The following is a 22,853-nucleotide window of genomic DNA, read 5'->3' on the forward strand; positions in this document are numbered from 1 at the left end:
CGGGGGAGAAAAGTGGGCCGGCGATCAGTCCCGGCCGAACGCGTCGATGCGCTCGTGGACGTGCTCGACCCACTCGTCCAGCGCCTCGTGGAGCATCTCCTTGGCTTCGGGGAGCGGGACGGCGGTGTACTCGTACACGTAGCCGCCGGGGTCGAGCAGACGGCGCCGGCGCTCGACCAGCCCCTTCTCCAGCAGCGCCGTCAGCGAGCGGTTGACGTTGCTGCGGTCGCGGTCGAGCTCCTCGGCCAGCTCCGCGACGGTGCTGTCGGGGCTGTCGAGCAGGACGAGATACGTTCGGCTCTCGTGGTCCTGCACGCCGAACACACAGGAGAGGATCGCCCGGAAATCGGGCGATTCCGTCTCGACGAGGTCGGGGATCGCCGGGCTGCTCGCGCTGTCGCGCATACCCCGCGGTCGGCCGGCCGGCGCTAAAAGCCGAGCGCCACCGGCACCGGCTGTGCGCCGTGAGAACACGGACTGCGTGGACTTATGTGGCCGCACGACGTTCGTTCCGGCGAGAAGATGGAGGAGAGCATCGCCGGCTTCAAACAGCGCGGTTCGTGGGGCGACATCGTCGAACACGGCGAGCGGATCAGCCGTGCGCTCCGGGACGCCGGCGTCGACGGCGAGGCGTTCGAGGAGTGGGACGAGTGGCGCCCCAAAGCACACGAGACCCTCGGCGAGGACGTCGAGGAGAAGACCGCCGAACAGGCCAGCATCAAGGAGGGCCCCGGCGAGCGCGAGGGGAAAGGCCCCGAGGACGACATCAAGTCCGCGGGCGAGAAGCTGACCGAGTCCTACGAGAAAGTCGAGGAGGGCGACAACGGCGGCGCGATCGAGCGCTGGCAGGACTCCATCGACTACGCGACCCGCGCCGCGGACTCGGCTGGCCGGAAAGCGATCCGGACCGTCGAGGACACCGTCTACCGGAAGGTGATGACCCAGCTCGCGCCGTACTACTTCGACAACGAACTCATCAGCGCGAACGTCCAGCGCAGCTCCCGGGGCGACGAGACCGAGTTCGTGTTCGAGGTGAACGTCAACGACGACGACCTGAAACAGGAGGTCAGCGAGCGCCTCGCGCAGTACGACGCCGAGGTCGACCGCTGGCACGTCGACACCGAGAAGCAGGTCGAAACCGCCGAGGCCGCCGAGGGCGCGGAGTTCTCCTCCCCCGACAACGAGGGGAGCTCCAAGTCGACGACGAACTAACTTTCTCCACGCTCCCGAGGGATCTCACCGTGACCGACTGGACCGAGCGCGGCGAGTCGATCGCCGTCGACACCGTCCTCCGGGCGTGGGTCGAGCGCGAGGCCCGGAAGGACGCCTACCCCGACGCCGATCCGACCGAGTGGAGTCGCGAGCGACTCCTGCGGGAGCTGACCGACACGTACGAGGAGCCCGCCGAGCCGGTCGTCGACGGACTGGAGTGGTACGCGGTCGCGCTCGACGGCGACGAAGTCGGCGAACTGGGGACGTTCCCGGGGTCGGGGTGGGAGTGGCTCTCGGCGGACGGCACCGTCGCGGGCGCGGTCGAACGGCTGGACGACGGGTCGGTCGCCGCGGAGGCCCCCGGCGCGGCGGAGAAAGTCGCGTGGTTCGCCGAGCACCCCGACCGCGAGTTCGGCGCCGCGGTCGCGTGGCAGCGCGACGGCGAGTGGCCCCCGCGGCTGCTGGACGGGAACCACCGGGCCTGCGGGGCGTATCGGGCGGCCCGGGGCGGCGACGTGGTCACGCTCACCGTCCACCTCGGGGTCGAGCCCTGAGCGCGCGGATGGACAGCGTTTTACGTCGAGCGAGGGAACTGGCGGCCACTATGGGGAAGAAATCGAAAGCGCAGAAGAAGCGACTCGGTAAGAAGGAGCGACAGAACTCCCGCGTGCCGGCGTGGGTGATGATGAAGACCGACATGGAAGTCACCCGCAACCCGAAGCGGCGCAACTGGCGGCGCTCTAACATCGACGAGTAATGAGCGCGAGCGACTTCGAGGAGCGGGTCGTCACCGTCCCGCTCCGCGACGCCAAGAGCGCGCCCAAGCAGGAGCGCGCCGACGCCGCGATGTCGATCGTCACCGAGCACCTCGCGACCCAGTTCTCCGTCGAGGAGGAGGAGGTCCGTCTGGACCCGGCCGTCAACGAGGTCGTCTGGGAGCGCGGGCGAAGCAAGCCCCCGAGCTCGATCCGCGTGCGGGCCGCACGGTTCGACGAGGACGGCGAGACGGTCGTCGAAGCCGAGCCGGCGGAGTAAACACGCCGTGTTCCGCGCGGCTTTCGCCGGCTCCTCGTACGTCGGGGTGTTCGCGCGAGCGACCGAGGACTGTCTGCTGATCCGTCCCGACGCCGAAGAGGACGTGATCGAGGGGATGACCGACGAGCTCGGCGTCGACGCCCTGCCGACCACTGTTGCCGGCTCCAACACCGTCGGCGCGCTCGCGGTCGGCAACGAGAACGGCCTGCTGGTCTCCGGTCGAGTCACCGAACGCGAGCGCGAGCGGATCGAGACGGCGACCGACAAGCCCGTCTACGGGCTGCCGGGGAAGATCAACGCCGCCGGCAACGTCGTGCTCGCTAACGACAGCGGCGCGTACGTCCACCCCGACCTGACCGACGAGCAGGTCGGCGTCGTGGAAGAGGCGCTCGCGGTCCCCGTCGAACGGGGGTCGCTGGGCGACGTGGACACCGTCGGCACCGCCGCGGTCGCGACGAACGAGGGCGTGCTCTGTCAGCCCGACGCCCGCGAGGCCGAACTGGAGACCGTCGAGGAACTGCTCGACGTGTACGCCGACGTGGGGACGATCAACTACGGCGCCCCGCTGGTCGGCTCGGGGCTGGTCGCGACCGACGAGGGGTACGTCGTCGGGCAGGACACCACCGGGCCGGAGCTGGGCCGCATCGAGGACACGCTGGGCTATCTGGAGTAGGGAGCCGCGATGAGTGACCGGGCGTGACCGCCGTGTCACGCTCGCGGCGCTCGATGCCGTGGCTCTCGTGAGCCCGCCGTCGCCGAGCGAGTACCCTTTCGGAAGCTACTTCCCGCTCGCCCGGCCATTCTCGGCTATGAGTCAGTTTACTGTGAGCGGTACGTTCGAGGCCCGGGACGGGCGACAGGCCTTCGAGCGGAGCGTCGACGCCGAGAACGAGAACGTCGCCGAGGAGCACGTGCTCTCCCAGTTCGGCGCGGAGCACAACCTCCAGCGGACGCAGATCGAGATCACGGAGGTGACCGCCGCATGATGGGTGGTGGCCAGCAGCAGCTGCAGCAGCTCTCCCAGGAGCTCGAGGAGCTCGACGCCGAGATCGAGGAGAAGGAAGCCGAGATCGCGGAGTTCCAAGAGGAGAAGGCGGGCGTCGACGACGCCATCGAGGCGATCGAGACGCTCGACAGCGACTCGACGGTGCAGGTCCCCCTCGGCGGCGGCGCGTACGTCCGCGCGGAGGTTCAGGACATCGACGAGATCATCGTCGACCTCGGCGGCGGCTACGCGGCCGAGCAGGAGCAGGGCGACGCGATCGACGCCCTCGAGTCGAAGAAGGAGTCGCTGGACGACCGCATCAGCGAGGTGCGCGAGGAGATCACCGAGCTCGAGGAGGAGAGCGCCGAGCTCGAACAGCGCGCCCAGCAGATGCAGCAGCAGATGCAGCAGCAGCAGATGCAACAGATGCAGCAGATGGGCGACGAGGAAGGCGGCCAGTAAGGCCCTATGTTCGACGGACTGAAGGATAAGCTCGGCTCGTTCCGCGACGACGTCGAGGAGGAGGTCGAGGAGAAGGAGGCCGAAGCCGAGGCTGCGGCCGAAGCGGAGGCCGAGTCGGCCGACGACACGGCCGACGACGAACCCTCGACCCCCGCCGCGGCGCCGGACCGCGAGTCGAGCGACGAGGAAGACGACGACGGCGGCCCCGGCCGGCTCCGGCAGGCCGCCGCCTTCGCGACCGGGCGGGTCATCATCGAGGAGGAGGACTTAGAGGAGCCGCTCTGGTCGCTGGAGATGGCGCTGTTAGAGAGCGACGTGGAGATGAGCGTCGCCGAGGAGATCCTCGACGCGGTGCGCGAGCAGCTGATCGGCGAGAGCCGCAAGCAGGTCGACACCACCGCCGAACTGGTCGAGGAGGCGCTGCACGACGCGCTGGTCGACGTGATCTCCGTCGGGCAGTTCGACTTCGAGCAGCGCATCGCCGAGGCCGACAAGCCCGTCACCATCGTGTTCACGGGCGTCAACGGCGTCGGCAAGACCACCTCGATCGCCAAGATGAGCGAGTGGCTGGGCGAGCGCGGCTACAGCTCCGTGCTCGCGAACGGCGACACGTACCGCGCCGGCGCGAACGAGCAGATCGAGAAACACGCCGAGAACGTCGGCCGGAAGGTGATCTCCCACGAGCAGGGCGGCGACCCCGCCGCGGTCATCTACGACGGCGTCGAGTACGCCGAAGCCAACGACGTGGACGTGGTGCTGGGCGACACCGCCGGCCGCCTGCACACCTCCAACGACCTGATGACCCAGTTGGAGAAGATCCACCGCGTGGTCGATCCGGAGATGACGCTGTTCGTCGACGAGGCCGTCGCCGGACAGGACGCGGTCGAGCGCGCCAAGGAGTTCGACGACGCCGCCGAGATCGACGGCACGGTGCTGACGAAGGCCGACGCCGACTCCTCCGGCGGCGCCGCGATCTCCATCGCCCACGTGACGGGCAAGCCCGTCCTCTTCCTCGGCACCGGGCAGGGGTACGGCGACATCCGGGAGTTCGACCCCGAGGCGCTGGTCGACGAGCTACTCGCCGACGAGGCGTAGCTCCCCGGGCTAGTTCTCGCAGACAGTACACGCGATCAGCTCGTCCCCGCGCCGCGCGAGCACGCCGTTGCCCAGCGGGAGCGCCGCCGACACGCCGTCGAGCCGCCAGCGTTCGCTCCCGTCGGCGAGGTCCAGCGCGACGATTCCGTCCGCGGCGACGAGCACGCTGTCGCCGACGACGGCCGGCCGGTCCGGACTGTCGAGGTCGGTCGACCACCGCTTCTCGCCGGTGGCGCGGTCGATCCCGTGGACCGCCCCGCCGTCCGAGAGCGCGAGCTGTGCCCCGAGCCCCGCGGGTGGCGGGAACGCCGGGCGGTCGTCACGCGTCGGCGTCGTCCACCGTTCCTCGCCGGTCGCGGCGTCGAGCGCCACCAACCCGGACTGCACGGGGACGAGCAGGAGCGAGCCGCTCCGGGCGGGCGGTCGGAACGCACGTACCCCCGGGGCCGACCACAGGATCTCGCCGTCGCGCCTGTCCAGCGCGTACACGCCGCGGTCGCTCGCGCTCGTGACGGTGACGTACACTCGCTCCTCGTCGACCGTCGGGGGGTAGGGGATCGCCGGGGCCTCCTCGGGGTCGCCGAACGGCTGGCGCCAGCGCTCCCCAGTCCCGAGTTCGGCGGCGTACGCGCCGTCGGCGTCGCCGCCGAACAGGACGCCGTCGGCTGCGCGCGGCGTCGTCGGGTAGTTCGCGAGCGAGTGGCGGTCGACCACCTCGCCGTCGTCGAGCAGGCGGAGGGAGGCGCCGTCGGCCGTCTGGAACACGAGCGCCGTGTGGCCGTCGACGAGCACCGGCGGCGCGGCGATCGTCGCCGGGAGTTCGGCGTGGGCCGTCCGCTCGCCGGTCCGGGCGTCGAACTGGCTCCAGAACCCGGCGTCCCCGCTGCGGCCGAGCGCGACGAGCCGGTCGCCGTCGGCGACGACGCCCGCGAACGCGTCCAAACCCCCCTCGGGGGCGAGCGTCGCGCGCCAGCGTTCCGCGACGCGGCCGGGAGCGGGCAGATCCGGCGCCGCGGCGGCGTTCCGGGGGCCGCCGCCGGGGTTGGGCCAGTCGATTCCGGTCGGTTCGACGGGCGTACAATCGCGGCCGGCACAGCCGGCGAGCCCGAGGGCCGCGCCGGCGCCGATCGTGGCGAGCAGATCGCGTCGGGAGGGCATTCGTCCGGGGTTGGCCGCGGACGCACTTGGCCGCTCCGGCGCGGGACGGTTTTCCGTCGGGACGCCCAACCCCGGCCCATGCCCACCGTCGTCGCGTTCGAGACCGAGGGAGGCGCCGTGCTCGCGGCCGACAGGCTGGTCGTCGACAACCACACCGTCAGCAGCAAGCGCGCCGAACGGCTCGCGGCGTTCGACGACTGCGGCGCCGCCGCGGTCGCCGACCCGGATCAGTTCCGGCGCGAGCTCGACGGGAAACGCCGGGCGTACGAAACCGACCACGGCGAGAACCCCGGTATCGAGCCGTTCACCCGGATGGCGACCGACGCCGCCGGCACGGTCGGCACCGACGCCGCCGTCGCCGCACGGGACGACGAGGGTCGTGCACGGGTCCGGGCGGTGTACGCCGACGGGAGCGTCATCGAGGACTCGCCGGTCGCGCTCGGGACGGGCGCGGAGCTGGCGTTCGGTCGGCTGGAGGCCGGTGTTCCGGGCGAGCTCGACGAGGCCGCGGCGTTCGCGCGGGAGGTGATCGAGGGCGTCGGCGAGCGCGACACGCGCACCGGCGGCGAGGCGGATGTCTGGACGCTCGCGAACGAGTGACGCGAACGCGAGTGGTCGAAAAGCAATTGGCTCCGTGAAACGTCCGTTCAGCCATGAGTGACGACAGAGTCGGTCGGCAGATGGGCCGTCGAACCGCGCTGAAAGCCGGCGTCGCGGTCGGCCTCGGCGGCGTACTCGCGGGCTGTTCGATGCCGGACAACGGCGCCGACGGCGCCCTGTTCACCGAGAGCTTCGAGGACGGCTTCGGCTGGGAAACGGCCGCCCACATCGGCCCCGAGGAGGAGCTATCTGACTTCGAGTGGGCGATCGAGCGCTCGCGGGCGCAGGCCGGCGAGGGCGACTGGAGCCTCTCGGTGTTCACCGAGGGCGACCACGACGACGGGACGGCGTGGGCGACCACCGAGATCGACCCCGGCGACGCCGAGGCGTTCGAAGTGACGTTCGACGCCTGGAGCGAGTCGGAGTCGTTCAACATCCTCCGGAACGCGGTCGCGTACCTCGGTCCCGAAGCGCCCGACGCCGAGGAAGACTTCCCGGACCCGGGGCAGAACTCCTCGAACGTCGACGGCGCCCCCTACGGCGGCCTGCGCGAACCGCTCCACCTCGCCGAGGGGTGGCAGGAGTACAGCTTCACGTGGGAGCCCGACTCGGTGCCGGAGACGCTGTTCCTCTCGCTCGGCGTGAGCGTCGTCTGGGAGTCCGACGCGACGCATTACTTCGACGACGTGCGGGTCGTCCGGCTGTAGGCACAACGACTACCGGAGCGGCGGGCGTGGGTTCTGGTATGGCCCGCACGCGACGACAGGCCCTCCTCGGCGCCGGCGCGCTGCTCGCGGGACTGAGCGGCTGTTCGGGCGTCGACGACGGCACCGCCACGCCGACCGCGACGGCGGGCGAGCGAACGTACGACGAGGGGATCGGCGAGCCCGTCAGCCGGACGGTCCGTACCGCCGCCGAGACGGCCGCGGTGCGGTCGACGCTGGTCGACCCGGTCGGAGGGTGGACGGACAGCCAGTGGCTCGTCGCCGATCGCGACGACCGGGAGGCGCTGTACTTCGCCGACGGCGCCGCGGGCGTCGACGCCGCGCTGTCGTTGATCGAGGACACCGAGTTCGCCTCGGCGCTGGTGCTCGTCCACCAGCATCCCGTCGACGCCTGCGAGCGCTGGGAGCTGGAACGGCTCGCGTGGGGCGAGGACGCGGACGCGCCGGCGGGCAGCGCCGACGTCGAACTCCGCTACCGGGCGGTCGACCGCGAGGCCGACTGCGAGCCCGACCCCCGCGGCGACGTGGCGGCGACGTTCGTCCGGGTCCCCGCGCGGTTCGAGCGGGTCACCAGCTTCGGCGTCCGGGTGTCGTAGGGGCCTGCCGGACGGACAAGCGTTTATGGGTCGGCCGACAACAGTGGGGTAAGATGGTACTCGACAATCTCGGGAGCTCCCTCCGGAGCACGATGGACACGCTCCGCGGGAAGTCCCGCCTGGACGAGGAGGACGTCCAGGAGATCGTGAAGGAGATCCAGCGCTCGCTGCTCCAGGCCGACGTGGAGGTCGACCTGGTGATGGATCTCTCCTCGAACATCGAGGAGCGCGCGCTCAACGAGGAGCCGCCGGGCGGCACCTCCGCGCGGGACCACATCCTCAAGATCGTCTACGAGGAGATGGTCGAGGTCGTCGGCGACTCCACCGAGATCCCGCTGGAGCCCCAGACGATCATGCTCTCGGGGCTGCAGGGGTCGGGGAAGACGACGACCGCCGCCAAGATCGCGTGGTGGTTCTCGAAGAAGGGGCTACGCCCGGCGGTCATCCAGACCGACACGTTCCGGCCCGGCTCCTACCAGCAGGCCAAGCAGATGGCCGAGAACGCGGAGGTCTCCTTCTACGGCGATCCCGACGCCGAGGACCCCGTGAAGATCGCCCGCGACGGCCTCGAAGCGACCGAAGACGCCGACGTGCACATCGTCGACACCGCGGGCCGACACGCGCTGGAGTCCGAGCTCATCGACGAGATCGAGGAGATCGAACGCGAAGTGAACCCCGACCGGAACCTCCTGGTGCTCGACGCCGCCATCGGGCAGGGCGCCAAGGAGCAGGCTCGGGAGTTCGACGACGCGATCGGCGTCGACGGCGTGACGATCACCAAGCTCGACGGGACCGCGAAAGGTGGCGGTGCGCTGACGGCGGTCAACGAGACCGACTCCTCCATCGCCTTCCTCGGGACCGGCGAGACGGTGCAGGACATCGAGCGCTTCGAGCCCGACGGCTTCATCTCCCGGCTGCTCGGGATGGGCGACCTCAAGCAGCTCTCCGAGCGCGTCGAGCGCGCGATGGAGGAGACCGGCGACGAGGACGAGGACTGGGAGCCCGAGGACATGCTGGAGGGGAGTTTCACCCTGAAGGACATGCAGCGCCAGATGGACGCGATGAACAAGATGGGGCCGCTCGATCAGGTGATGGACATGATCCCCGGGATGGGCGGCGGGATGATGGACCAGCTCCCCGACGACGCGATGGACGTGACTCAGGACCGGATGCGCAACTTCGAGGTCATCATGGACTCGATGACCGACGAGGAGCTCGAAGACCCCCGCTCGATCGGCGCCCAGCAGGTCAAGCGCATCGCCCGCGGCTCGGGCACCGACGAGGAGACGGTGCAGGAGCTGCTCCAGCAGCACAAGATGATGGACAAGACCCTGAACCAGTTCCAGGGGATGGGCGACGGCGACATGCAGCGGATGATGAAGAAGATGCAGGGCGGCGACGGCGGCGGCGGCCTCGGCGGCATGGGGCCGTTCGGGTAGTCGGTCCCCGCGAAGCCGACGTTCGAGGTGGGAGCGCCGTTCCGGATCCTCGACCCTGCTTATACGTCCTCAAAGAACATGTTCGAGTCCGATTTTTGATATCCGATAATCGCGACCCCGATTGAAGGACGGTACCCCCCAAGAGCCGTGTGGGAGGTGACTCCACATGTTCGAGACGACCCGGCGACGAGTCGTACAGGCGGTCGGGCTCGGGGGGACAGCATCCCTCGCTGGCTGTAGTGCGGCACCCACCACGGACACCGAAACCACACGAGAGACGACGTCGCAGACCGCAGCACAGCAGTCGATCGACGTGGATCGGATCGCCGCCGATCCGACCACGCTTCCGGATCCGATCAGCCGCAGCGAACCGAAACGGCACGAGGTCCTGCTCACGGCTCAGGAGCACGTCGCGGAGATCGAAGACGGCGTCACGTTCAATTTCATGACGTTCGACGGGCGCGTGCCGGGGCCGATGATCCGCGTCCGACAGGGCGACACCGTGTCGTTCACCCTGGAGAACGCGACGGACAACGCGATGCCCCACAACGTGGACTTCCACGCGGTCTACGGCACCGGCGGGGGGAACGTCGCGACGACCGCGTCGCCCGGCGAGGAGAACGCGATGGAGTTCAAAGCGGAGTACCCGGGCGCCTACATCTACCACTGTGCGGTCCCGAACCTCGACATGCACATCTCCAGCGGGATGTTCGGGATGATCCTCGTCGAACCCAAGGAGGGGCTCCCGCCGGTCGATCAGGAGCTGTACCTCGGCCAGCACGAGGTGTACACCGACAAACCCGCCGGCGAGGAGGGCCACCACAGCTTCGACTTCGAGGCGATGGCGAACGAGCAGCCCACGTACGTGCTGTTCAACGGCGAGAAGTACCCGTTCACCCCGGACAACCACGGCACGATCAAGACGAACCAGGGCGATCGAGTGCGCGTCTTCATGGTGACCGGCGGCCCGAACTACTCCTCGAACTTCCACCCGATCGGGAACGTCTGGAGTCGGGCGTACCGCGACGGCGCCCTCCCCGAGAACGGCGACCTCGAGGCCGCCGCCGAGAGGAACGTCCAGACGATGAAGGTCCCGCCGGGGAGCTGTATGATCGGCGAGATGGACACGCCCGTGCCGGAACGCATCAAGCTGGTGGATCACGCCCTGTCGCGGGTCGCCCGACGCGGACTGATGGCGATGGTCGACGTGCAGGGCGAGAAACGCCCCGAGATCTTCGACCCGTCGCCGGACACTCCGGCGGGCGAGGACGAGGAAGGGCCGATCTACTGAACCGCCGGCCCGGGGCGTCCCACCCCGACGACGGCCGGGCGTCGGTCACGCCGCCGACCCCGAACCGCTCGCCGCATCCGCGCGCTTTTTGCCCGCGGCCGGGGTAGCCCGCCCCGATGGAGCTTCGCCGCCTCGCGCGCTACGACGCGCTCGTTCTCACGACGCTGTTGTGGTTCATGGCGAAGTTCGTGCGTTACCTGTTCCCGCCGTTATTCGACCCGTTTCAGGCCGCCTTCGGCGTCTCCAACACCGCGACCGGGCTGGCGTTCTCCGCGCTGATGACGGTGTACGCGCTGATGCAGTTCCCCTCCGGCGTGATCGCCGACCGACGGGGGCCGGTCCGGGTGATCGCCGCCGGCGCCGTCGTCGCCGCCCTCGGCTCGCTCGCGCTGGTCGTCCCGCTCCCGCTGCCCGACCTCCCGGTGCCGGTCGGCCCCGTTTCGGCCGTGCCGGGGGAATTCCTCGGCGTCGTCGCCGGGATGCTCCTGATCGGCGTCGGGACGGGCGCGCACAAGACCGTCGCCGTCCGCCTGCTCGCGACGGTTCACGAGCAGCGGACGGGGCGGGCGCTGGGCGTGCTCGACACCGTCGCCGCCTTCGGCGGCGTCGCGGCGCCGCTTGCGGTCACCTACGCGCTGCCGGACTGGCGCGGCCTCTTCCTCGCGAGCGGTCTCGCGGTCGCGGCGCTGGCCGTCCTGTTCGTCCGGCAGACGCCGCGGCATCTGGAGGGCCGCGGCGCCGTCGACGCGTCCGACGGCGGGGACAGCGGGGTCGACAGTTCGCTGCTGGGCTACCTCGAACTGATGAAGCCGCCCCGCGTGGCGCTGTTCGTCGGCGTCACCGTCGCGTTCGCGTTCGGCTACAACGGGGTGGTGGCGTTCCTGCCGAGCTACCTCGCCGCCGACGCAGGGGCGGGGCTGGGACGGGCCGTCGCCAACACGATCTACTCCGTTCTGTTCGTGGTGTCGCTGGTCCAGCTGGGAACGGGCGAGCTCACCGACCGCGTGGGGCGGCTGCCGATGCTGTTCGCGACTGTCGCCGCCGCGGTCGCCGGCGCGGCGCTGCTGCTCTCGGTGCGGGGTGTCGCGGCCGTCGGCGCCGCAGTCGCCCTGTTCGGGCTGGGCTGTCACGGCTTCCGCCCCGTCCGGAGCGCGTACCTGATGTCGCTGCTGCCCGACGACGCCGCCGGCGGCGGGCTGGGCGTCGTGCGGACGGTGCTGATGACCGCCGGCGCGATCGCGCCCGGGGTGACGGGGTTCCTGATCGACACGCAGGGGTACGACGCCGCGTTCGCGGCGCTCGGCGGCTCGTTCGTGGTCGCGCTCGCGCTGTTGGGGCTGATCGCGCTGCTGAGCCGCGAGCGGTAGCCGGCTCGGGGGTTTTTCACCGGCGGCGCCGACGCCACAGTCGATGAGCGTCCTCGCCGTCGCCCGGGAGGCGTACGAGTCGGCGCTGCCCGCGCTGGGGGCGAGCGTCGTCGGCGGGCTGCTCGCGGGCGTCGTGCTCGGCGGGATGCAGGCCGAACTCCGGGCGGTCCCCGGGCTGTTGGTGCTCGTGCCGGCGCTGCTCGCGACGCGGGGGAACGTGTACGGCAGCCTCGGCGCGCGGCTCTCGACCGGACTCCACCAGGGGCTGGTCGAGCCGCGGGTCGACCTCGGCAACCGACGGCTGCGCGGGGCGATGGCGGCCGCGCTCGCGAACGGCCTGCTCGCGAGCGCCGTCGCCGCGGTCGCGGTGTTCCTGATCCTCACGGCGCTCGGTGACGCGGTGGCCGCCGCGACGACGCTCGTCGGGATCAGCCTCGTCGCGGGGCTGCTCTCCGGCGTCGCGCTGACTGCGGTCGTGGTCGTCGTCGTGTTCGCGGGCTACCGCCGCGGGCGCGATCCCGACACGCTGGTCGGGCCGGTGGTGACGACGACCGGCGACGTGGTCGGCGTCGCGTTCCTGCTGGTCGCGGTGCGGGTCGTGCTGGCGCTGGGGGGTGGGGCGTGACGACCGACTGGACGGTCCGAGCGATCACGCGGGCGATGCTGCCCGTGTTGCTCGTGATGACGATGGTCGAGGTCGGCTCGGGGCTGGTGCTCGGCACGTTCGAAGCAGAGCTCTACCGGTACCCGACGCTGCTGGTGCTCGTCCCCGTCACCATCGGGACCGCGGGCAACCTCGGCAGCGTGCTCGCGTCGCGGCTCTCGACGGCGTTTCACCTCGGCACGCTCGACTTCTCGCCGACCGACGAGTCGCTGGCCGGCAACGCGGTCGCGACCGTCGCGCTCGCGGTGACGCTGTTTCCCGTCGTCGGCGCGGGAGCGTGGGGGCTGCGCTCGCTGCTCGGCGGGGCGCAGTTGGCCGTCGGCACCGTCGTCTGGATCTCGCTTCTCAGCGGCGTGGTGCTCGCGGTGCTGGCGGTCGGGATCACGCTCGGCGCGACGTACGTGGCCTACCGCTACCGGCTCGACCCGGACGACGTGGTGATTCCCGTCGTCACGAACACCTGCGACGTGCTCGGGGTGGTGGTGCTGTTCGCGGTCGTCCAGCTCACGCTCTAGCGTGCGGGAGTACGGCGTCGGCGGCCACCAGCACCGCGATCGCCACGAGCACGATTGCGCCCTCCGTCGGTGTGGAGAGCAGGCCGAGCGCGACGATCAGCGTCGTCGCACACGCCGGCGCGTGCTCGTAGCCGGTCGCGAGCATCCCGCCGGTCGTCAGCGCGACCGAGACGACCGCGCTGGCGGCGAGTCTGATCATTTCGGGCGACAGCGGCGCGATGGGGTCGATCACCACCAGCCCCGGCGAGAGCAGGGTGGTCGCGAGCAGCCCGGCGACGACGCCGATCGCGTGCCCGCCGAGGACGTTCCGGGGCTGGCTGACTGCCGCGTCGGGCGTCGTCGCTAACAGGTACGCTGAGGGGCCGAGGCTCGGGAACAGGAACGGGCGGCCGGTGAGCACGGCGGCGGCGCCGGTCACCGCGAGCAACACGCCGGCGTGGGCGCCGGCTCTGACCGAGAACATCGATTCAGCGGTCGTCCGGGTCGACCGGGCGCCCCTCCTCCGTCGGCGGGGCGACGTGGTCGATGAACGACTCCACGCCGGGCTCCCGGACGTCGACGCGGACGTGGATGTCGCCGAGCTCGTCCTCGGAGCCGACGGCGAAGTTGACGACGCCCTCGAAGGCGGGCTGTTTCTTCAGGTCGAACGCGAACCCCTCCTCGTCCATCCCGTTGGAGAACTCCCGGCGCGCGGTGTCGAGGATCTCCTGTTCGTGGAGCACGTCCGAGAACGCGTCGAGCGAGTGGCTCTCGGCAACGAAGCGGTCGGGCTCGCGCCGGAACTCCGCGTCGGGGAAGAGGTTGGTGACGGCGTCCTCGACGCGGTCGGCCACCTCCGTCGCCTGTACCGGGACCTCGATCGTGACGTCGATACTGTAGATCATTGGTGGGCTCCGTCGTCGATGTCGGTCGTCCCGCGCTCCAGCACCGCCCGGACCTGCTCGCGGAAGCGCTCCAGCGAGTCGTCGTTGTGGATCGTGAGGTCGGCGGCGTCGATCACCTCGCCCATCCCGAAGCCGAGTTCGCGCTCCTCGCGCTCCCGGAGCTTCTCGCGGTCGAGATCGGTCGCCTCGCGGCCGCGGTCGCCCAGCCGCTTCGCCCGCAGGTCGAAGGGGGCCTCGATGGAGACGAGCAGGAACTCCTCGCCGAAGGCGTCGACGAAGCGCTCGACTTCCGCCATCGAGCGCAGGCCGTCGACGAGCACGACCGGCTCGCCGTCCTGCCCCTCGGCGGCCTCCCGGACCATCGGGATGCAGCGGTCGGCGATGGCGGTCTCGCCCTCCTCCTCGCGGAGCTTGCCCGCGATCTCGCCGTGGTGTTCGCTGGGGTCGAGGCCGCGCCGCCGCGTCTCCGCCCGGATCACGTCGCCCATCGTCACGACGGGGATGTCTTCCTCCCGGGCGACCGCGGCGGCCTCGCCCTTGCCGCTGCCCGGCAGCCCGACGGTGCCGATGATTCGCATCGGCTCGGGGTTCTCGGCTGGCGGGGTTAAGGGCTACGGGACGAACCCGGCCGCTTTTGCTCGCCGAGGGTAATGGACGTGTGAGGGCGCGTAGCTCAGCTGGACAGAGCGTCGGACTTCTAACCCCGGTGGTCCCGCGGGGGGAGCCATCCGGTGGTCGTGGGTTCGAATCCCACCGCGCCCGTTTTCCGGCGAGCGAAGCGAGCCGTGAAAACGGCACGTGGGATTCGAATCAGGGAGGTCGCGCGCAGCGAAGCGAGCACGTCCGACCGTGGTTCGAATCCCACCGCGCCCGCTCCCGTCTCGAACGAAGTGAACCCGAGAGCGTCGCGTGTGCTGTTCGAAGTAGGCAGGTGCGCAAGCGAACGGGAACGACCGTGGTTCGCGTCCAGCCGTACCGGAGGCAGTGACTCGGCCGCCGAGCGACAGCCGTCCGAGTCGTCTCCTCGCTTCGATTACTCGGGAGTGTGAAACCGACACGCGTCGGAAAAACCGGGAGCGAACCCGGTTGACGAAGCGGGAGAGGACCCGCCGGTCTGCCTCTGACAACCCGACGGACCAGTCGGGTGACTGAAACGCGGGTAGGCGTTCACTAATAAATTCCGGAGAAATGTGACGGTCGTACAGAAACGCGGGAGAAGTTTCACCCCGTTTCCGGGGTGTGTGCATGTCTGACCTCGGTTCGGGAGCGTTGCGGCGGGCGGGCTTCGGTGGCGATCTCCTCGAAGTCGCCAGCGAAGTCCGACTACCGACGGAAGATCGGTCGGAGACCGATCTCGCTTCGCGGGTCACGTTCGTTCCCCGCTCGGCTTTCCGAGGCGGTTTGCCTCGCCGGAGGCGAGTTTTCCCGCCTCGTTTACATCGCGCCGCCCATGCCGCCCATACCGCCCATGCCGCCCATGCCGCCGCCCATACCGCCGGCGGGGCCGTCGTCGCCGTCGTCGTCGCCGACCTGACCGCCGGCGAGGTCGCCCGCGGCGATCACGTCGTCGATGCGGAGGATCATCGTCGCGGCCTCCGTCGCGGACTCGACGGCTTGGGTCTTCACGCGGAGGGGCTCGACGACGCCGTCCTCCTGCATGTCGATGATGTCGCCGGTGTAGGCGTCGAGACCCGTGGTGAACTCGCCGCCGTCGTGGCTGGCGCGCAGGTCGACCAGCGAGTCGATCGGGTCCAGACCAGCGTTCTCGGCGAGCGTGCGCGGGATGACTTCCAGCGCGTCAGCAAAGGCCTCGACGGCCAGCTGCTCGCGCCCCCCGACGGAGTCGGCGAACTGGCGGAGCTGGAGCGCGAGCTCGGTCTCGGGCGCGCCGCCGCCGGGCAGCACCTGCCCGTCGACCAGCGTCGTGCGAACCACGCCGATCGAGTCGTCGATGGCGCGTTCGAGCTCGTCGACCACGTGGTCGGTGCCGCCGCGGAGCACCAGCGTGACCGAGCGGGCTTCCTCGACGTCCTCGACGAAGATGCGCTCGTCGCCGCCGATGTCCTTCTGGGCGACGCTACCGGCGAAGCCGAGGTCCTCCTCCTCGATGTCCTCGAGGGCGGAGACGGTCGTCGCGCCGGTCGAGCGAGCCAGCGCCTTCAGATCGTCGTTCTTCGCGCGACGGACCGCGAGGATGCCGTGCTGTGCGAGGTAGTGCTGGGCGATGTCGTCGATACCGTCGCCGACGAACACCACGTCCGCGCCGACGTCGACGAGGTGGTCGACCATCTCGCGGAGCTGCTCCTCCTCCTGCTCCATGAACTGCTGGAGCTGGTCGGGGTCGGTGACGTTGACCTCGGTGTCGATCTCGGTCTCCTTGACCTCGATGGCGCCGTCGAACAGCGCGACGTCGGCGTCCTCGACGGCGTAGGGCATGTTCTCGTTGACGCGCTCCTTGTCGACGATGACGCCCTCGATCAGCTCGGAGTTCTCGATCGAGCCGCCGACGACCTTCTCGACGGAGACGTTGTCCGTGTCGATACCGTTGTCGTCACGCACCGCGAGCACGGCGTCGACGACCAGTTCGGCCAGCGTGTCCTTGGCCGTCTCGGCGCCCTTGCCCGTCATCGCCGTCTCGGCGATCTTCGTCAGGGTGTCGTAGTCGTCCGCGGTGACCTCGATGGCCTCCTCGTCGAGGATCTCCTTGGCCTTCTCGGCGGCCTGTCGGTACCCCTGCGCGATCGTGGTGGGGTGGACGTCGGACTCGACCAGTTCCTCGGCCTGATCGAGGAGTTCGCCGCCGACGACGACGGCGGTCGTGGTGCCGTCGCCGACCTCCTCCTCCTGTGTCTCGGAGACTTCGACGATCATGTTGGCCGCGGGGTGATCGATGTCCATCTCCTTCAGGATCGTCACGCCGTCGTTCGTGACGACGACGCCGCCCGAGGAGTCGACGAGCATCTTGTCCATGCCTTTGGGTCCGAGCGTGGTGCGGACCGACTCGGCGACGGCCTTCCCGGCCGTGATGTTCATCTCCTGGGCGTCCTTCCCGGAGGTTCGCTGGCTGTCCTCGGAGAGTACGATCATGGGCTGATTGCCCATACGCTGTTGCTGGCTCATGTTCACCGACAGATTGTCCGTGGTTCTATAAAGATGTTACGTTCAAACCGTGAGACACCCACGCATACAGCCGCAACGACGGCTTGCTAACTGTTCACACGACAGGGTTTAAATATCCGTCCCGGAGCGCCACGGAGGCGGCGGTTAACACTCCGCGCACGCGTGGGGAGCGAGCGCTGGCGAGGGCGGAAACGGGAGAAGGGAAAGAGAGAGTGAGCGTCGTCAGTCGTCCGCGGGCGCTTCCTCGGAGTCGGTGTCGGCGTCGACCGAGGGGTCCTCGACGTAGTACTCCTCGATCAGGTCCTCGCCGATACGGTTGAGCTCCGTCTTCGGGAGCAGCGAGATGAGCTCCCAGCCGATGTCGAGGGTCTCCTCGATGTCGCGGTTGGTCTGGTACCCCTGATCGATGAACTCCGCCTCGAAGCGGTCGGCGAAGTCGAGGTACTTGTTGTCGGTCTCCGACAGCGCCTCGCGACCGACGATGTTCACGAGGTCGCGCAGGTCCTCACCCTCCGCGTACGCCGCGAACAGCTGGTCCTTGAGGTCGCCGTGGTCCTCGCGGGTCAGCCCCTCGCCGATACCGTCGTCCATCAGCCGGGAGAGGCTGGGCAGGACGTTGACGGGCGGTTCGAGCCCCTTGCTGTCGAGGTCCCGGTCCATCACGATCTGCCCCTCGGTGATGTAGCCGGTCAGGTCCGGGATCGGGTGGGTGTCGTCCTCGCCGGGCATGGTGAGGATCGGGATCTGGGTCACCGAGCCCTCGCGGCCGTCGATACGGCCGGCCCGCTCGTAGAGCTGGGCCAGGTCGGTGTACATGTACCCGGGGTAGCCACGCCGGCCGGGGACCTCCTCACGCGCGGCGCCGATCTCTCGCAGCGCCTCGCAGTAGTTGGTCATGTCCGTCAGGATCGTCAGCACGTGGTACCCCTTCTCGAAGGCGAGGTACTCGGCGGTGGTCAGCGCCATCCGCGGCGTGACCGTCCGCTCGACCGCCGGGTCGTCGGCGAGGTTCATGAACACGACCGAGCGCTCCAGCGCACCGGTGCGTTCGAAGTCGGCCATGAACTCGTTGGCCTCCTCCTGGGTGATCCCCATGGCGCCGAACACCACGGCGAACTCCGACCCCTCGCCGTCGTCGCTCTCCTCGTCCTCCTCCGGGACGGTCGCCTGTCGGGCGATCTGGAGCGCGAGCTCGCTGTGGGGGAGCCCCGACGCGGAGAAGATCGGCAGCTTCTGGCCGCGGACCAGCGTGTTCATGCCGTCGATGGCGGAGACGCCGGTCTGGATGAACTCCTCGGGGTACTCCCGGGAGACGGGGTTGATCGCCTCGCCGACGATGTCGTGACGCTCGTCGGGGACGATGTCGGGGCCGCCGTCGATCGGCGTGCCCGACCCGTCGAGCACCCGCCCGAGCAGGTCCTCGGTGACGGGCATCTTCAGCGTCTCGCCCGTGAACCGCACGGACGCGTCGCGGTCGATACCGCTCGTGCCCTCGAACACCTGGATCGCGACGAGGTCGTCGGCGGATTCGAGCACCTGCCCACGGAGCTCTCGCCCGTCGGCGGTCTCGATCTCCACCATCTCGTCGTACCCGATGGACTCGTCGACCTCGGCGAAGACGAGCGGGCCGGAAATCTCGGTGATGGTTTGGTACTCTTTCATCAGTAGAGCTCGCGGAGTTGGGTCTCGATCTCGTCTCGCAGCTCCTCGACGTGTTCCTCGACCTCGTCGTCGGGAGTGGTCGCGATACGGTTGAGCTTGGGCGCGGCGTCGATCTCGGTGATCTCGTCGATCGGGACCCCCGCGTCGAGCGCCTCGAACGCCTCGTCGTTGAACTTCTTGATCGCGCCCAGCATCTGGAACGTCTTCTCGGGCGGACAGTACTGGTCCACCTCGATGAACGCGTTCTGCTGGAGCCACCCCTCGCGGATGTAGCGCGCGACTTCGAGGGTGAGCTGCTGGTCGTCGGGCAGGGCGTCCTCCCCGACCAGCTGGACGATCTCGCGGAGCTCGCTCTCCTCGTCGAGCACGTCGACGGCCCACTGTCGCCGGTCGGGCCACTCGGGGTCGACGTTCTCCTCGAACCACTCGTCGAGCTGGTCCTTGTACAGCGAGTAGGACTCGTCCCAGTTGATCGCCGGGAAGTGCCGGCGCTCGGCCAGGTCGGAGTCCAGCGCCCAGAACGTCTTGACGATACGCAGCGTGTTCTGGGTGACGGGCTCCGAGAAGTCACCGCCCGGCGGCGAGACGGCGCCGATCACCGAGATCGACCCCTCGCTGCCGTTGATGTTCTCGAAGTAGCCCGCCCGCTCGTAGAACTGGGAGAGGCGCGCGGCCAGGTAGGCCGGGTACCCCTCCTCGCCGGGCATCTCCTCCAGCCGGGAGGAGATCTCGCGCATGGCCTCGGCCCACCGGGAGGTGGAGTCGGCCATCAGCGCCACGTCGTACCCCATGTCGCGGTAGAACTCCCCGATCGTGATCCCCGTGTACACACAGGACTCCCGTGCGGCCACGGGCATGTTCGAGGTGTTCGCGATCAGCGTCGTCCGCTCCATCAGCGGGTTCCCGGTCTGGGGGTCGGGCAGCTCCGGGAAGTCGTCGATCACTTCGGTCATCTCGTTGCCCCGCTCGCCGCAGCCGATGTAGACGACGATGTCGGCGTCGGCGAACTTCGCGAGGCTCTGCTGGGTGACCGTCTTCCCGGAGCCGAACGGGCCCGGGATCGCGGCCGTTCCGCCCTTCGCGAGCGGGAACAGGCCGTCGAGGATGCGCTGGCCGGAGATCAGCGGCTCGGTCGGGGTCTGCTTCTCCTCGACCGGCCGGGACTCTCGGACCGGCCACTCCTGGTGCATCTGGATCTCCTCGCCGTTCTCCAGGGTGACGATCGTCTCCTCGACGGTGAACTCGCCCTCCTCGACGGACTCGACGGTGCCGCCCTCGTAGTCCGGCGGGACCATCACCTTGTGGTCGATGGTCTGGGTCTCGGGCACCTCGCCGACGATGTCGCTGGGCTCGACGGTGTCGCCCGGCTCGACTTCGGGGTGGAACTCCCACTGCTTCTCCATGTCGATGCCGGGTGCGTCGACACCGCGGTCGAGGAACGCCGACCCCATCTTCTCCTCGAGGACGTCCAGCGGTCGCTGGACGCCGTCGTAGATGGAGTCGAGCATCCCCGGCCCCAGGTCGACCGTCAGCGGCTCGCCCGTGTTGACGACGGGTTCGCCGGGGCCGACCCCGGAGGTCTCCTCGTACACTTGGATCGTCGTGACGTTGCCCTCGATCTCGATAACTTCGCCCATCAGCTCGTCGCCGCCCACGTAGACGACGTCGTTCATCCGGGCGTCGAGGTCGACGGCGGTCACGACCGGACCACTCACGCTCTCGATCTGGCCGCGGTCTTCCGCGGCGACGTCTGTTGCCTGACTCATTGTTAGTCCTCGTCGTCCATCAGGTCGATACCGATGGCTCGTTTGATCTGGTCGCGCAGTCCGCCGCTGCCGGCGCCGCCGCCGAGCGTGACGAACGTCGGCTCGACGCTGGTCTCGACGTCCTCGCGGGTCCCCCGCGAGAGGTGGTCGAGGTCGTCGTCGTGCATCACGACGATCCCCACGTCGTCGTCGGCGATCGTCGACTCGACGGCGTCGTCGAGCCGCTCGGCCTTCTCCTCCTCGGGAACGTCCTCGAACTTCCGGACGCCGGCGAGGCGGAACCCGGTCGTGAACTCCGGGCTTCCGATCACGGCGATCTCCTGACTCATCGTACCACCAGTTCCGCCCGAATATCGTCGGGGTCGAGCCCCGCCTCCTTGCCTCGGGCGATGGCACGGATGTTGTCCGCCTCACGCTCCTTCGCGAGCACGAACGCGATCACGGGGCACACCGACATCGGGTGTGCGTGTGCCGCGTTGCGTGCGTGTTCGAGCAGCGCCGCGTCGAGCGCCTGCTCGAACTCGATGAGGCTGTCCGCCTCCGCGAGCTCGTCGAGCGCGGTCGAGAGCTCGTCGCCGTACCGGCTCTCGCGGATGCGCTCGACCAACTGCTCGCTGTCCCGGGAGAGCGCCGACAGCTCCTCGGGCTCGAACAGCGCGCCGCCCTCGATGTAGTACTCCGCGGGGTCGATCTCGGCGCCGCTGCGGGCGAGCCGGAGCGCGTTCCGCGCGTTCCGGAAGTCGATCTCGGCCTGGAGGTACTCGGCGTACGCCGACTCCGGGCCCGCGCCCGAGGCGCTCGTCACGCCCTCGAACAGGTTCTCGTAGTACGCGCGGTCGATGGCGTTCTCCAGCGGGACGAGCGTCCCGGTCTCCTCGTACTCCTCGGCGGCCGCCGCGAGGGCGTCGCCGAAGATCGTGCCGTCGAGCAGATCGACGACCGCCTCGATGCTCTCGGTCTCGACCAGCTGATCGAGGAGCGCATCGTCGAACTCGCCGGCACGGATCAGATCGTCCTCGACCGCCTCGGTGTCGGCGTCGGCGTAGATGCCGCGGACGACTGTCTTCACGTTCCACGCGTCGAACTTCCGGAGGTAGCGCGCGACCTGCTCGTAGAGGCGGCCGTCCGCCCACGCGAGCAGCTCGTCGAACGTCTCCGCCAGCCCCGCGTTCAGCGCGTACTCGAGGAGGTCGACGCCGGAGAACCGCGAACCGAGTCGGTTGATCGGTCCTTGGTACGTCGACTCCTCCATGTAGCGGGTGATCTCGTCGGGGCTCATCCGCACCAGCTTCCGGTAGTCCTCCTCGTCGAACAGCGTCGCACGCCGGGCGCTCACGCGAGCGTTGACGTACTCCGGGTTGGAACTGCCGGTAGCGCTCATTCTTCGAAGAGTTTTTCGCTGATACGTTTGAGCTCCTCGTCCCAGACCTCCGCGATCACGGAGTCGAAGGTGTTGTCGACGCTGACGCGGGAGCTCTCGCTTCTGACCACGACGCCGCCGAGGCAGTCCTCGGTGCCGGCGAACGACCAGCCCTCGTACTCCGAGAGCAGGTCGGTCAGCAGCTCCTCGTCGGCGGCGCGGCCGTACACCTGTACGTCCGCGTCATCGTCGAACTCCTCGGCGGCCGAATCGAGCAGCGACCGGGTCAGCTCCTCGCGGCGCTCGCCGTCGATCTCGGCGACGCGCTCCTCGAGCTGTTCGCGGACCTGCTCCAGCACGTCACGACGGGCTTCCAGGCGCTTCTGTTTGGCCGTGAGCTTCGCGCTCGACAGCGCCTGTTCGCGCTCCTCGTCGATCTGTGCCTCGACGTCCTGCTCGCGCTGCTCGACGATCTCCTCGGCGTCGGCCTCCGCCTCCGAGATGATCTCCTCTGCCCGGCTCTCGCCCTCTTCGCGTATCTCCTCGGCACGCGCGCGGGCTTCGTCTCGAACGTCCTCGACGACGGTTTCCAAGCTCATGAGCGGAAAGGGAGAGGAAAGTTACGCCAGGATCATGGCGACCAGCGCGAAGATGAGGATCGTCTCCGGCAGGACGGTCAGAATCAGTGCCTGCACGAAGAGATCGTCGTCCTCCGCGACGGCGCCGACGGCGGCCGAACCGATACCTCGCTCCGCGTAGCCCGCGCCGAGCCCGGCGAGGCCGACGGCGAGGGCTGCCATACCGGTCGAGGTGATGGCGGGGCCGCTGGCTCCTTCCTGCAGTACGAGACTTGCGAATTGGGGTGCGCTTTCGAACATATGGGTATCAACTCGGGTTCGTAGTCAGTCGTCTCCGAA

Annotated in this window: 28 protein-coding genes and 1 tRNA gene; 17 read left to right on the forward strand and 12 right to left on the reverse strand. The window is 69.4% G+C overall.

Annotated features, from left to right (window positions below; translation table 11 throughout):
- Positions 1–24 precede the first annotated feature (24 nt).
- Positions 25–405: a helix-turn-helix domain-containing protein gene (locus ACQUSM_RS09850; RefSeq protein WP_435118112.1), complete on the reverse strand. Its 381-nt coding sequence runs from the start codon at positions 403–405 to the stop codon at positions 25–27.
- Between the two features lie 117 nt (positions 406–522).
- Here ACQUSM_RS09850 and ACQUSM_RS09855 point away from each other — a divergent pair, with 117 nt between their 5' ends.
- The 8 genes from ACQUSM_RS09855 to ftsY all read left to right on the forward strand — a co-directional run bounded on the left by ACQUSM_RS09855 (position 523) and on the right by ftsY (position 4,789).
- Positions 523–1,212 (forward strand): DUF5828 family protein, encoded by a 690-nt coding sequence (locus tag ACQUSM_RS09855; protein WP_435118113.1) that lies wholly within the window; start codon positions 523–525, stop codon positions 1,210–1,212.
- Positions 1,213–1,241: 29 nt separating this feature from the next.
- The gene (locus ACQUSM_RS09860; RefSeq protein WP_435118114.1) at positions 1,242–1,766 is read left to right on the forward strand and encodes a hypothetical protein; all 525 of its coding nucleotides are present in this window, start codon (positions 1,242–1,244) and stop codon (positions 1,764–1,766) included.
- A gap of 50 nt (positions 1,767–1,816) precedes the next feature.
- Positions 1,817–1,969 carry a 50S ribosomal protein L39e gene (locus ACQUSM_RS09865; RefSeq protein ID WP_049981178.1) on the forward strand — a complete coding sequence of 51 codons (153 nt, stop codon included), beginning with the start codon at positions 1,817–1,819 and terminating at the stop codon, positions 1,967–1,969.
- Positions 1,969–2,247: a 50S ribosomal protein L31e gene (locus ACQUSM_RS09870; RefSeq protein ID WP_435118115.1), complete on the forward strand. Its 279-nt coding sequence runs from the start codon at positions 1,969–1,971 to the stop codon at positions 2,245–2,247. Before ACQUSM_RS09865 ends, ACQUSM_RS09870 begins: the two co-directional genes overlap by 1 nt.
- 7 nt (positions 2,248–2,254) lie before the next feature.
- Positions 2,255–2,920, forward strand: a complete 666-nt coding sequence (locus tag ACQUSM_RS09875) for a translation initiation factor IF-6 (RefSeq protein ID WP_435118116.1) — start codon at positions 2,255–2,257, stop codon at positions 2,918–2,920.
- 136 nt (positions 2,921–3,056) lie between these two features.
- The gene (gene rpl18a, locus ACQUSM_RS09880; RefSeq protein WP_435118117.1) at positions 3,057–3,233 is read left to right on the forward strand and encodes a 50S ribosomal protein L18Ae; all 177 of its coding nucleotides are present in this window, start codon (positions 3,057–3,059) and stop codon (positions 3,231–3,233) included.
- Positions 3,233–3,694, forward strand: a complete 462-nt coding sequence (pfdA, locus tag ACQUSM_RS09885) for a prefoldin subunit alpha (RefSeq protein ID WP_435118312.1) — start codon at positions 3,233–3,235, stop codon at positions 3,692–3,694. Before rpl18a ends, pfdA begins: the two co-directional genes overlap by 1 nt.
- Before the next feature lie 6 nt (positions 3,695–3,700).
- Entirely contained in the window at positions 3,701–4,789 is a 1,089-nt protein-coding gene (gene ftsY, locus ACQUSM_RS09890; protein WP_435118118.1) for a signal recognition particle-docking protein FtsY, read from the forward strand.
- A 9-nt stretch (positions 4,790–4,798) separates the two neighbouring features.
- Here the strand turns inward: ftsY and ACQUSM_RS09895 are convergent, their stop codons facing one another.
- Positions 4,799–5,947 (reverse strand): PQQ-binding-like beta-propeller repeat protein, encoded by a 1,149-nt coding sequence (locus ACQUSM_RS09895; protein WP_435118119.1) that lies wholly within the window; start codon positions 5,945–5,947, stop codon positions 4,799–4,801.
- A gap of 78 nt (positions 5,948–6,025) precedes the next feature.
- Between ACQUSM_RS09895 and ACQUSM_RS09900 the strand changes: the two genes are divergently transcribed.
- From ACQUSM_RS09900 to ACQUSM_RS09935, 8 genes are all read left to right on the forward strand, one after another.
- The gene (locus ACQUSM_RS09900; RefSeq protein WP_435118120.1) at positions 6,026–6,547 is read left to right on the forward strand and encodes a hypothetical protein; all 522 of its coding nucleotides are present in this window, start codon (positions 6,026–6,028) and stop codon (positions 6,545–6,547) included.
- A 53-nt stretch (positions 6,548–6,600) separates the two neighbouring features.
- Positions 6,601–7,254, forward strand: coding sequence for a hypothetical protein (locus ACQUSM_RS09905; protein ID WP_435118121.1), 654 nt, complete (start codon positions 6,601–6,603; stop codon positions 7,252–7,254).
- A 38-nt stretch (positions 7,255–7,292) separates the two neighbouring features.
- Positions 7,293–7,868, forward strand: a complete 576-nt coding sequence (locus ACQUSM_RS09910; RefSeq protein WP_435118122.1) for a hypothetical protein — start codon at positions 7,293–7,295, stop codon at positions 7,866–7,868.
- 53 nt (positions 7,869–7,921) lie between these two features.
- Positions 7,922–9,307 carry a signal recognition particle protein Srp54 gene (locus ACQUSM_RS09915; protein ID WP_435118123.1) on the forward strand — a complete coding sequence of 462 codons (1,386 nt, stop codon included), beginning with the start codon at positions 7,922–7,924 and terminating at the stop codon, positions 9,305–9,307.
- Between the two features lie 166 nt (positions 9,308–9,473).
- Complete coding sequence (gene nirK / locus ACQUSM_RS09920) at positions 9,474–10,598, forward strand: copper-containing nitrite reductase (RefSeq protein ID WP_435118124.1); 1,125 nt, start codon at positions 9,474–9,476, stop codon at positions 10,596–10,598.
- Positions 10,599–10,714: 116 nt separating this feature from the next.
- Positions 10,715–11,965, forward strand: a complete 1,251-nt coding sequence (locus ACQUSM_RS09925) for an MFS transporter (RefSeq protein ID WP_435118125.1) — start codon at positions 10,715–10,717, stop codon at positions 11,963–11,965.
- Positions 11,966–12,008: 43 nt separating this feature from the next.
- Complete coding sequence (locus tag ACQUSM_RS09930) at positions 12,009–12,590, forward strand: magnesium transporter (RefSeq protein ID WP_435118126.1); 582 nt, start codon at positions 12,009–12,011, stop codon at positions 12,588–12,590.
- Positions 12,587–13,144: a magnesium transporter gene (locus tag ACQUSM_RS09935; RefSeq protein WP_435118127.1), complete on the forward strand. Its 558-nt coding sequence runs from the start codon at positions 12,587–12,589 to the stop codon at positions 13,142–13,144. The genes ACQUSM_RS09930 and ACQUSM_RS09935 overlap by 4 nt, the downstream gene beginning before the upstream one ends.
- Here the strand turns inward: ACQUSM_RS09935 and ACQUSM_RS09940 are convergent.
- From ACQUSM_RS09940 to ACQUSM_RS09950, 3 genes are read right to left on the reverse strand one after another with little or no spacing between them, the layout of a single operon-like run.
- On the reverse strand, positions 13,134–13,607 hold the full coding sequence (locus tag ACQUSM_RS09940) for an HPP family protein (RefSeq protein ID WP_435118128.1): 474 nt from the start codon (positions 13,605–13,607) through the stop codon (positions 13,134–13,136). The genes ACQUSM_RS09935 and ACQUSM_RS09940 overlap by 11 nt on opposite strands.
- A 4-nt stretch (positions 13,608–13,611) precedes the next feature.
- Positions 13,612–14,028 (reverse strand): RNA-binding domain-containing protein, encoded by a 417-nt coding sequence (locus ACQUSM_RS09945; RefSeq protein WP_435118129.1) that lies wholly within the window; start codon positions 14,026–14,028, stop codon positions 13,612–13,614.
- Positions 14,025–14,606 carry an AAA family ATPase gene (locus tag ACQUSM_RS09950; protein ID WP_435118131.1) on the reverse strand — a complete coding sequence of 194 codons (582 nt, stop codon included), beginning with the start codon at positions 14,604–14,606 and terminating at the stop codon, positions 14,025–14,027. The genes ACQUSM_RS09945 and ACQUSM_RS09950 overlap by 4 nt, the downstream gene beginning before the upstream one ends.
- Before the next feature lie 84 nt (positions 14,607–14,690).
- On the opposite strand from ACQUSM_RS09950, the gene ACQUSM_RS09955 reads away from it, so the two are divergent.
- Positions 14,691–14,790: transfer RNA gene (locus ACQUSM_RS09955), tRNA-Arg, on the forward strand.
- Between the two features lie 672 nt (positions 14,791–15,462).
- Here the strand turns inward: ACQUSM_RS09955 and thsA are convergent.
- From thsA to ACQUSM_RS09990, 7 genes are all read right to left on the reverse strand, one after another.
- Positions 15,463–17,115, reverse strand: coding sequence for a thermosome subunit alpha (thsA, locus tag ACQUSM_RS09960; protein ID WP_435118314.1), 1,653 nt, complete (start codon positions 17,113–17,115; stop codon positions 15,463–15,465).
- A gap of 255 nt (positions 17,116–17,370) precedes the next feature.
- Complete coding sequence (locus ACQUSM_RS09965) at positions 17,371–18,810, reverse strand: V-type ATP synthase subunit B (RefSeq protein WP_435118132.1); 1,440 nt, start codon at positions 18,808–18,810, stop codon at positions 17,371–17,373.
- A complete protein-coding gene (locus tag ACQUSM_RS09970) occupies positions 18,810–20,576 on the reverse strand; it encodes an ATP synthase subunit A (protein ID WP_435118133.1) in 1,767 nt (588 codons plus the stop codon). Before ACQUSM_RS09970 ends, ACQUSM_RS09965 begins: the two co-directional genes overlap by 1 nt.
- Before the next feature lie 2 nt (positions 20,577–20,578).
- Positions 20,579–20,905 (reverse strand): V-type ATP synthase subunit F, encoded by a 327-nt coding sequence (locus ACQUSM_RS09975; protein ID WP_053946891.1) that lies wholly within the window; start codon positions 20,903–20,905, stop codon positions 20,579–20,581.
- The gene (locus ACQUSM_RS09980; RefSeq protein WP_435118134.1) at positions 20,902–21,957 is read right to left on the reverse strand and encodes a V-type ATP synthase subunit C; all 1,056 of its coding nucleotides are present in this window, start codon (positions 21,955–21,957) and stop codon (positions 20,902–20,904) included. Before ACQUSM_RS09980 ends, ACQUSM_RS09975 begins: the two co-directional genes overlap by 4 nt.
- Positions 21,954–22,535, reverse strand: coding sequence for a V-type ATP synthase subunit E (locus ACQUSM_RS09985; RefSeq protein ID WP_435118135.1), 582 nt, complete (start codon positions 22,533–22,535; stop codon positions 21,954–21,956). Before ACQUSM_RS09985 ends, ACQUSM_RS09980 begins: the two co-directional genes overlap by 4 nt.
- A gap of 21 nt (positions 22,536–22,556) precedes the next feature.
- Positions 22,557–22,814, reverse strand: coding sequence for an ATP synthase subunit K (locus tag ACQUSM_RS09990; protein WP_053946888.1), 258 nt, complete (start codon positions 22,812–22,814; stop codon positions 22,557–22,559).
- Between the last annotated feature and the right edge of the window lie 39 nt (positions 22,815–22,853).

Origin of the sequence: Halolamina sp. C58, assembly GCF_051195095.1 — an archaeon.
Classification (GTDB): Archaea; Halobacteriota; Halobacteria; order Halobacteriales; family Haloferacaceae; genus Halolamina.

What these genes read in the sequence shown, in the direction of transcription:
- ACQUSM_RS09850 (WP_435118112.1), bottom strand. Translation starts at nt 405, where the DNA reads ATGCGCGACAGCGCGAGCAGCCCGGCGATCCCCGACCTCGTCGAGACG.
- ACQUSM_RS09855 (WP_435118113.1), top strand. Translation starts at nt 523, where the DNA reads ATGGAGGAGAGCATCGCCGGCTTCAAACAGCGCGGTTCGTGGGGCGAC.
- ACQUSM_RS09865 (WP_049981178.1), top strand. Translation starts at nt 1,817, where the DNA reads ATGGGGAAGAAATCGAAAGCGCAGAAGAAGCGACTCGGTAAGAAGGAG.
- ACQUSM_RS09870 (WP_435118115.1), top strand. Translation starts at nt 1,969, where the DNA reads ATGAGCGCGAGCGACTTCGAGGAGCGGGTCGTCACCGTCCCGCTCCGC.
- rpl18a (WP_435118117.1), top strand. Translation starts at nt 3,057, where the DNA reads ATGAGTCAGTTTACTGTGAGCGGTACGTTCGAGGCCCGGGACGGGCGA.
- pfdA (WP_435118312.1), top strand. Translation starts at nt 3,233, where the DNA reads ATGGGTGGTGGCCAGCAGCAGCTGCAGCAGCTCTCCCAGGAGCTCGAG.
- ftsY (WP_435118118.1), top strand. Translation starts at nt 3,701, where the DNA reads ATGTTCGACGGACTGAAGGATAAGCTCGGCTCGTTCCGCGACGACGTC.
- ACQUSM_RS09895 (WP_435118119.1), bottom strand. Translation starts at nt 5,947, where the DNA reads ATGCCCTCCCGACGCGATCTGCTCGCCACGATCGGCGCCGGCGCGGCC.
- ACQUSM_RS09900 (WP_435118120.1), top strand. Translation starts at nt 6,026, where the DNA reads ATGCCCACCGTCGTCGCGTTCGAGACCGAGGGAGGCGCCGTGCTCGCG.
- ACQUSM_RS09905 (WP_435118121.1), top strand. Translation starts at nt 6,601, where the DNA reads ATGAGTGACGACAGAGTCGGTCGGCAGATGGGCCGTCGAACCGCGCTG.
- ACQUSM_RS09910 (WP_435118122.1), top strand. Translation starts at nt 7,293, where the DNA reads ATGGCCCGCACGCGACGACAGGCCCTCCTCGGCGCCGGCGCGCTGCTC.
- ACQUSM_RS09915 (WP_435118123.1), top strand. Translation starts at nt 7,922, where the DNA reads ATGGTACTCGACAATCTCGGGAGCTCCCTCCGGAGCACGATGGACACG.
- nirK (WP_435118124.1), top strand. Translation starts at nt 9,474, where the DNA reads ATGTTCGAGACGACCCGGCGACGAGTCGTACAGGCGGTCGGGCTCGGG.
- ACQUSM_RS09925 (WP_435118125.1), top strand. Translation starts at nt 10,715, where the DNA reads ATGGAGCTTCGCCGCCTCGCGCGCTACGACGCGCTCGTTCTCACGACG.
- ACQUSM_RS09930 (WP_435118126.1), top strand. Translation starts at nt 12,009, where the DNA reads ATGAGCGTCCTCGCCGTCGCCCGGGAGGCGTACGAGTCGGCGCTGCCC.
- ACQUSM_RS09940 (WP_435118128.1), bottom strand. Translation starts at nt 13,607, where the DNA reads ATGTTCTCGGTCAGAGCCGGCGCCCACGCCGGCGTGTTGCTCGCGGTG.
- ACQUSM_RS09945 (WP_435118129.1), bottom strand. Translation starts at nt 14,028, where the DNA reads ATGATCTACAGTATCGACGTCACGATCGAGGTCCCGGTACAGGCGACG.
- ACQUSM_RS09950 (WP_435118131.1), bottom strand. Translation starts at nt 14,606, where the DNA reads ATGCGAATCATCGGCACCGTCGGGCTGCCGGGCAGCGGCAAGGGCGAG.
- thsA (WP_435118314.1), bottom strand. Translation starts at nt 17,115, where the DNA reads ATGATCGTACTCTCCGAGGACAGCCAGCGAACCTCCGGGAAGGACGCC.
- ACQUSM_RS09965 (WP_435118132.1), bottom strand. Translation starts at nt 18,810, where the DNA reads ATGAAAGAGTACCAAACCATCACCGAGATTTCCGGCCCGCTCGTCTTC.
- ACQUSM_RS09970 (WP_435118133.1), bottom strand. Translation starts at nt 20,576, where the DNA reads ATGAGTCAGGCAACAGACGTCGCCGCGGAAGACCGCGGCCAGATCGAG.
- ACQUSM_RS09975 (WP_053946891.1), bottom strand. Translation starts at nt 20,905, where the DNA reads ATGAGTCAGGAGATCGCCGTGATCGGAAGCCCGGAGTTCACGACCGGG.
- ACQUSM_RS09980 (WP_435118134.1), bottom strand. Translation starts at nt 21,957, where the DNA reads ATGAGCGCTACCGGCAGTTCCAACCCGGAGTACGTCAACGCTCGCGTG.
- ACQUSM_RS09985 (WP_435118135.1), bottom strand. Translation starts at nt 22,535, where the DNA reads ATGAGCTTGGAAACCGTCGTCGAGGACGTTCGAGACGAAGCCCGCGCG.
- ACQUSM_RS09990 (WP_053946888.1), bottom strand. Translation starts at nt 22,814, where the DNA reads ATGTTCGAAAGCGCACCCCAATTCGCAAGTCTCGTACTGCAGGAAGGA.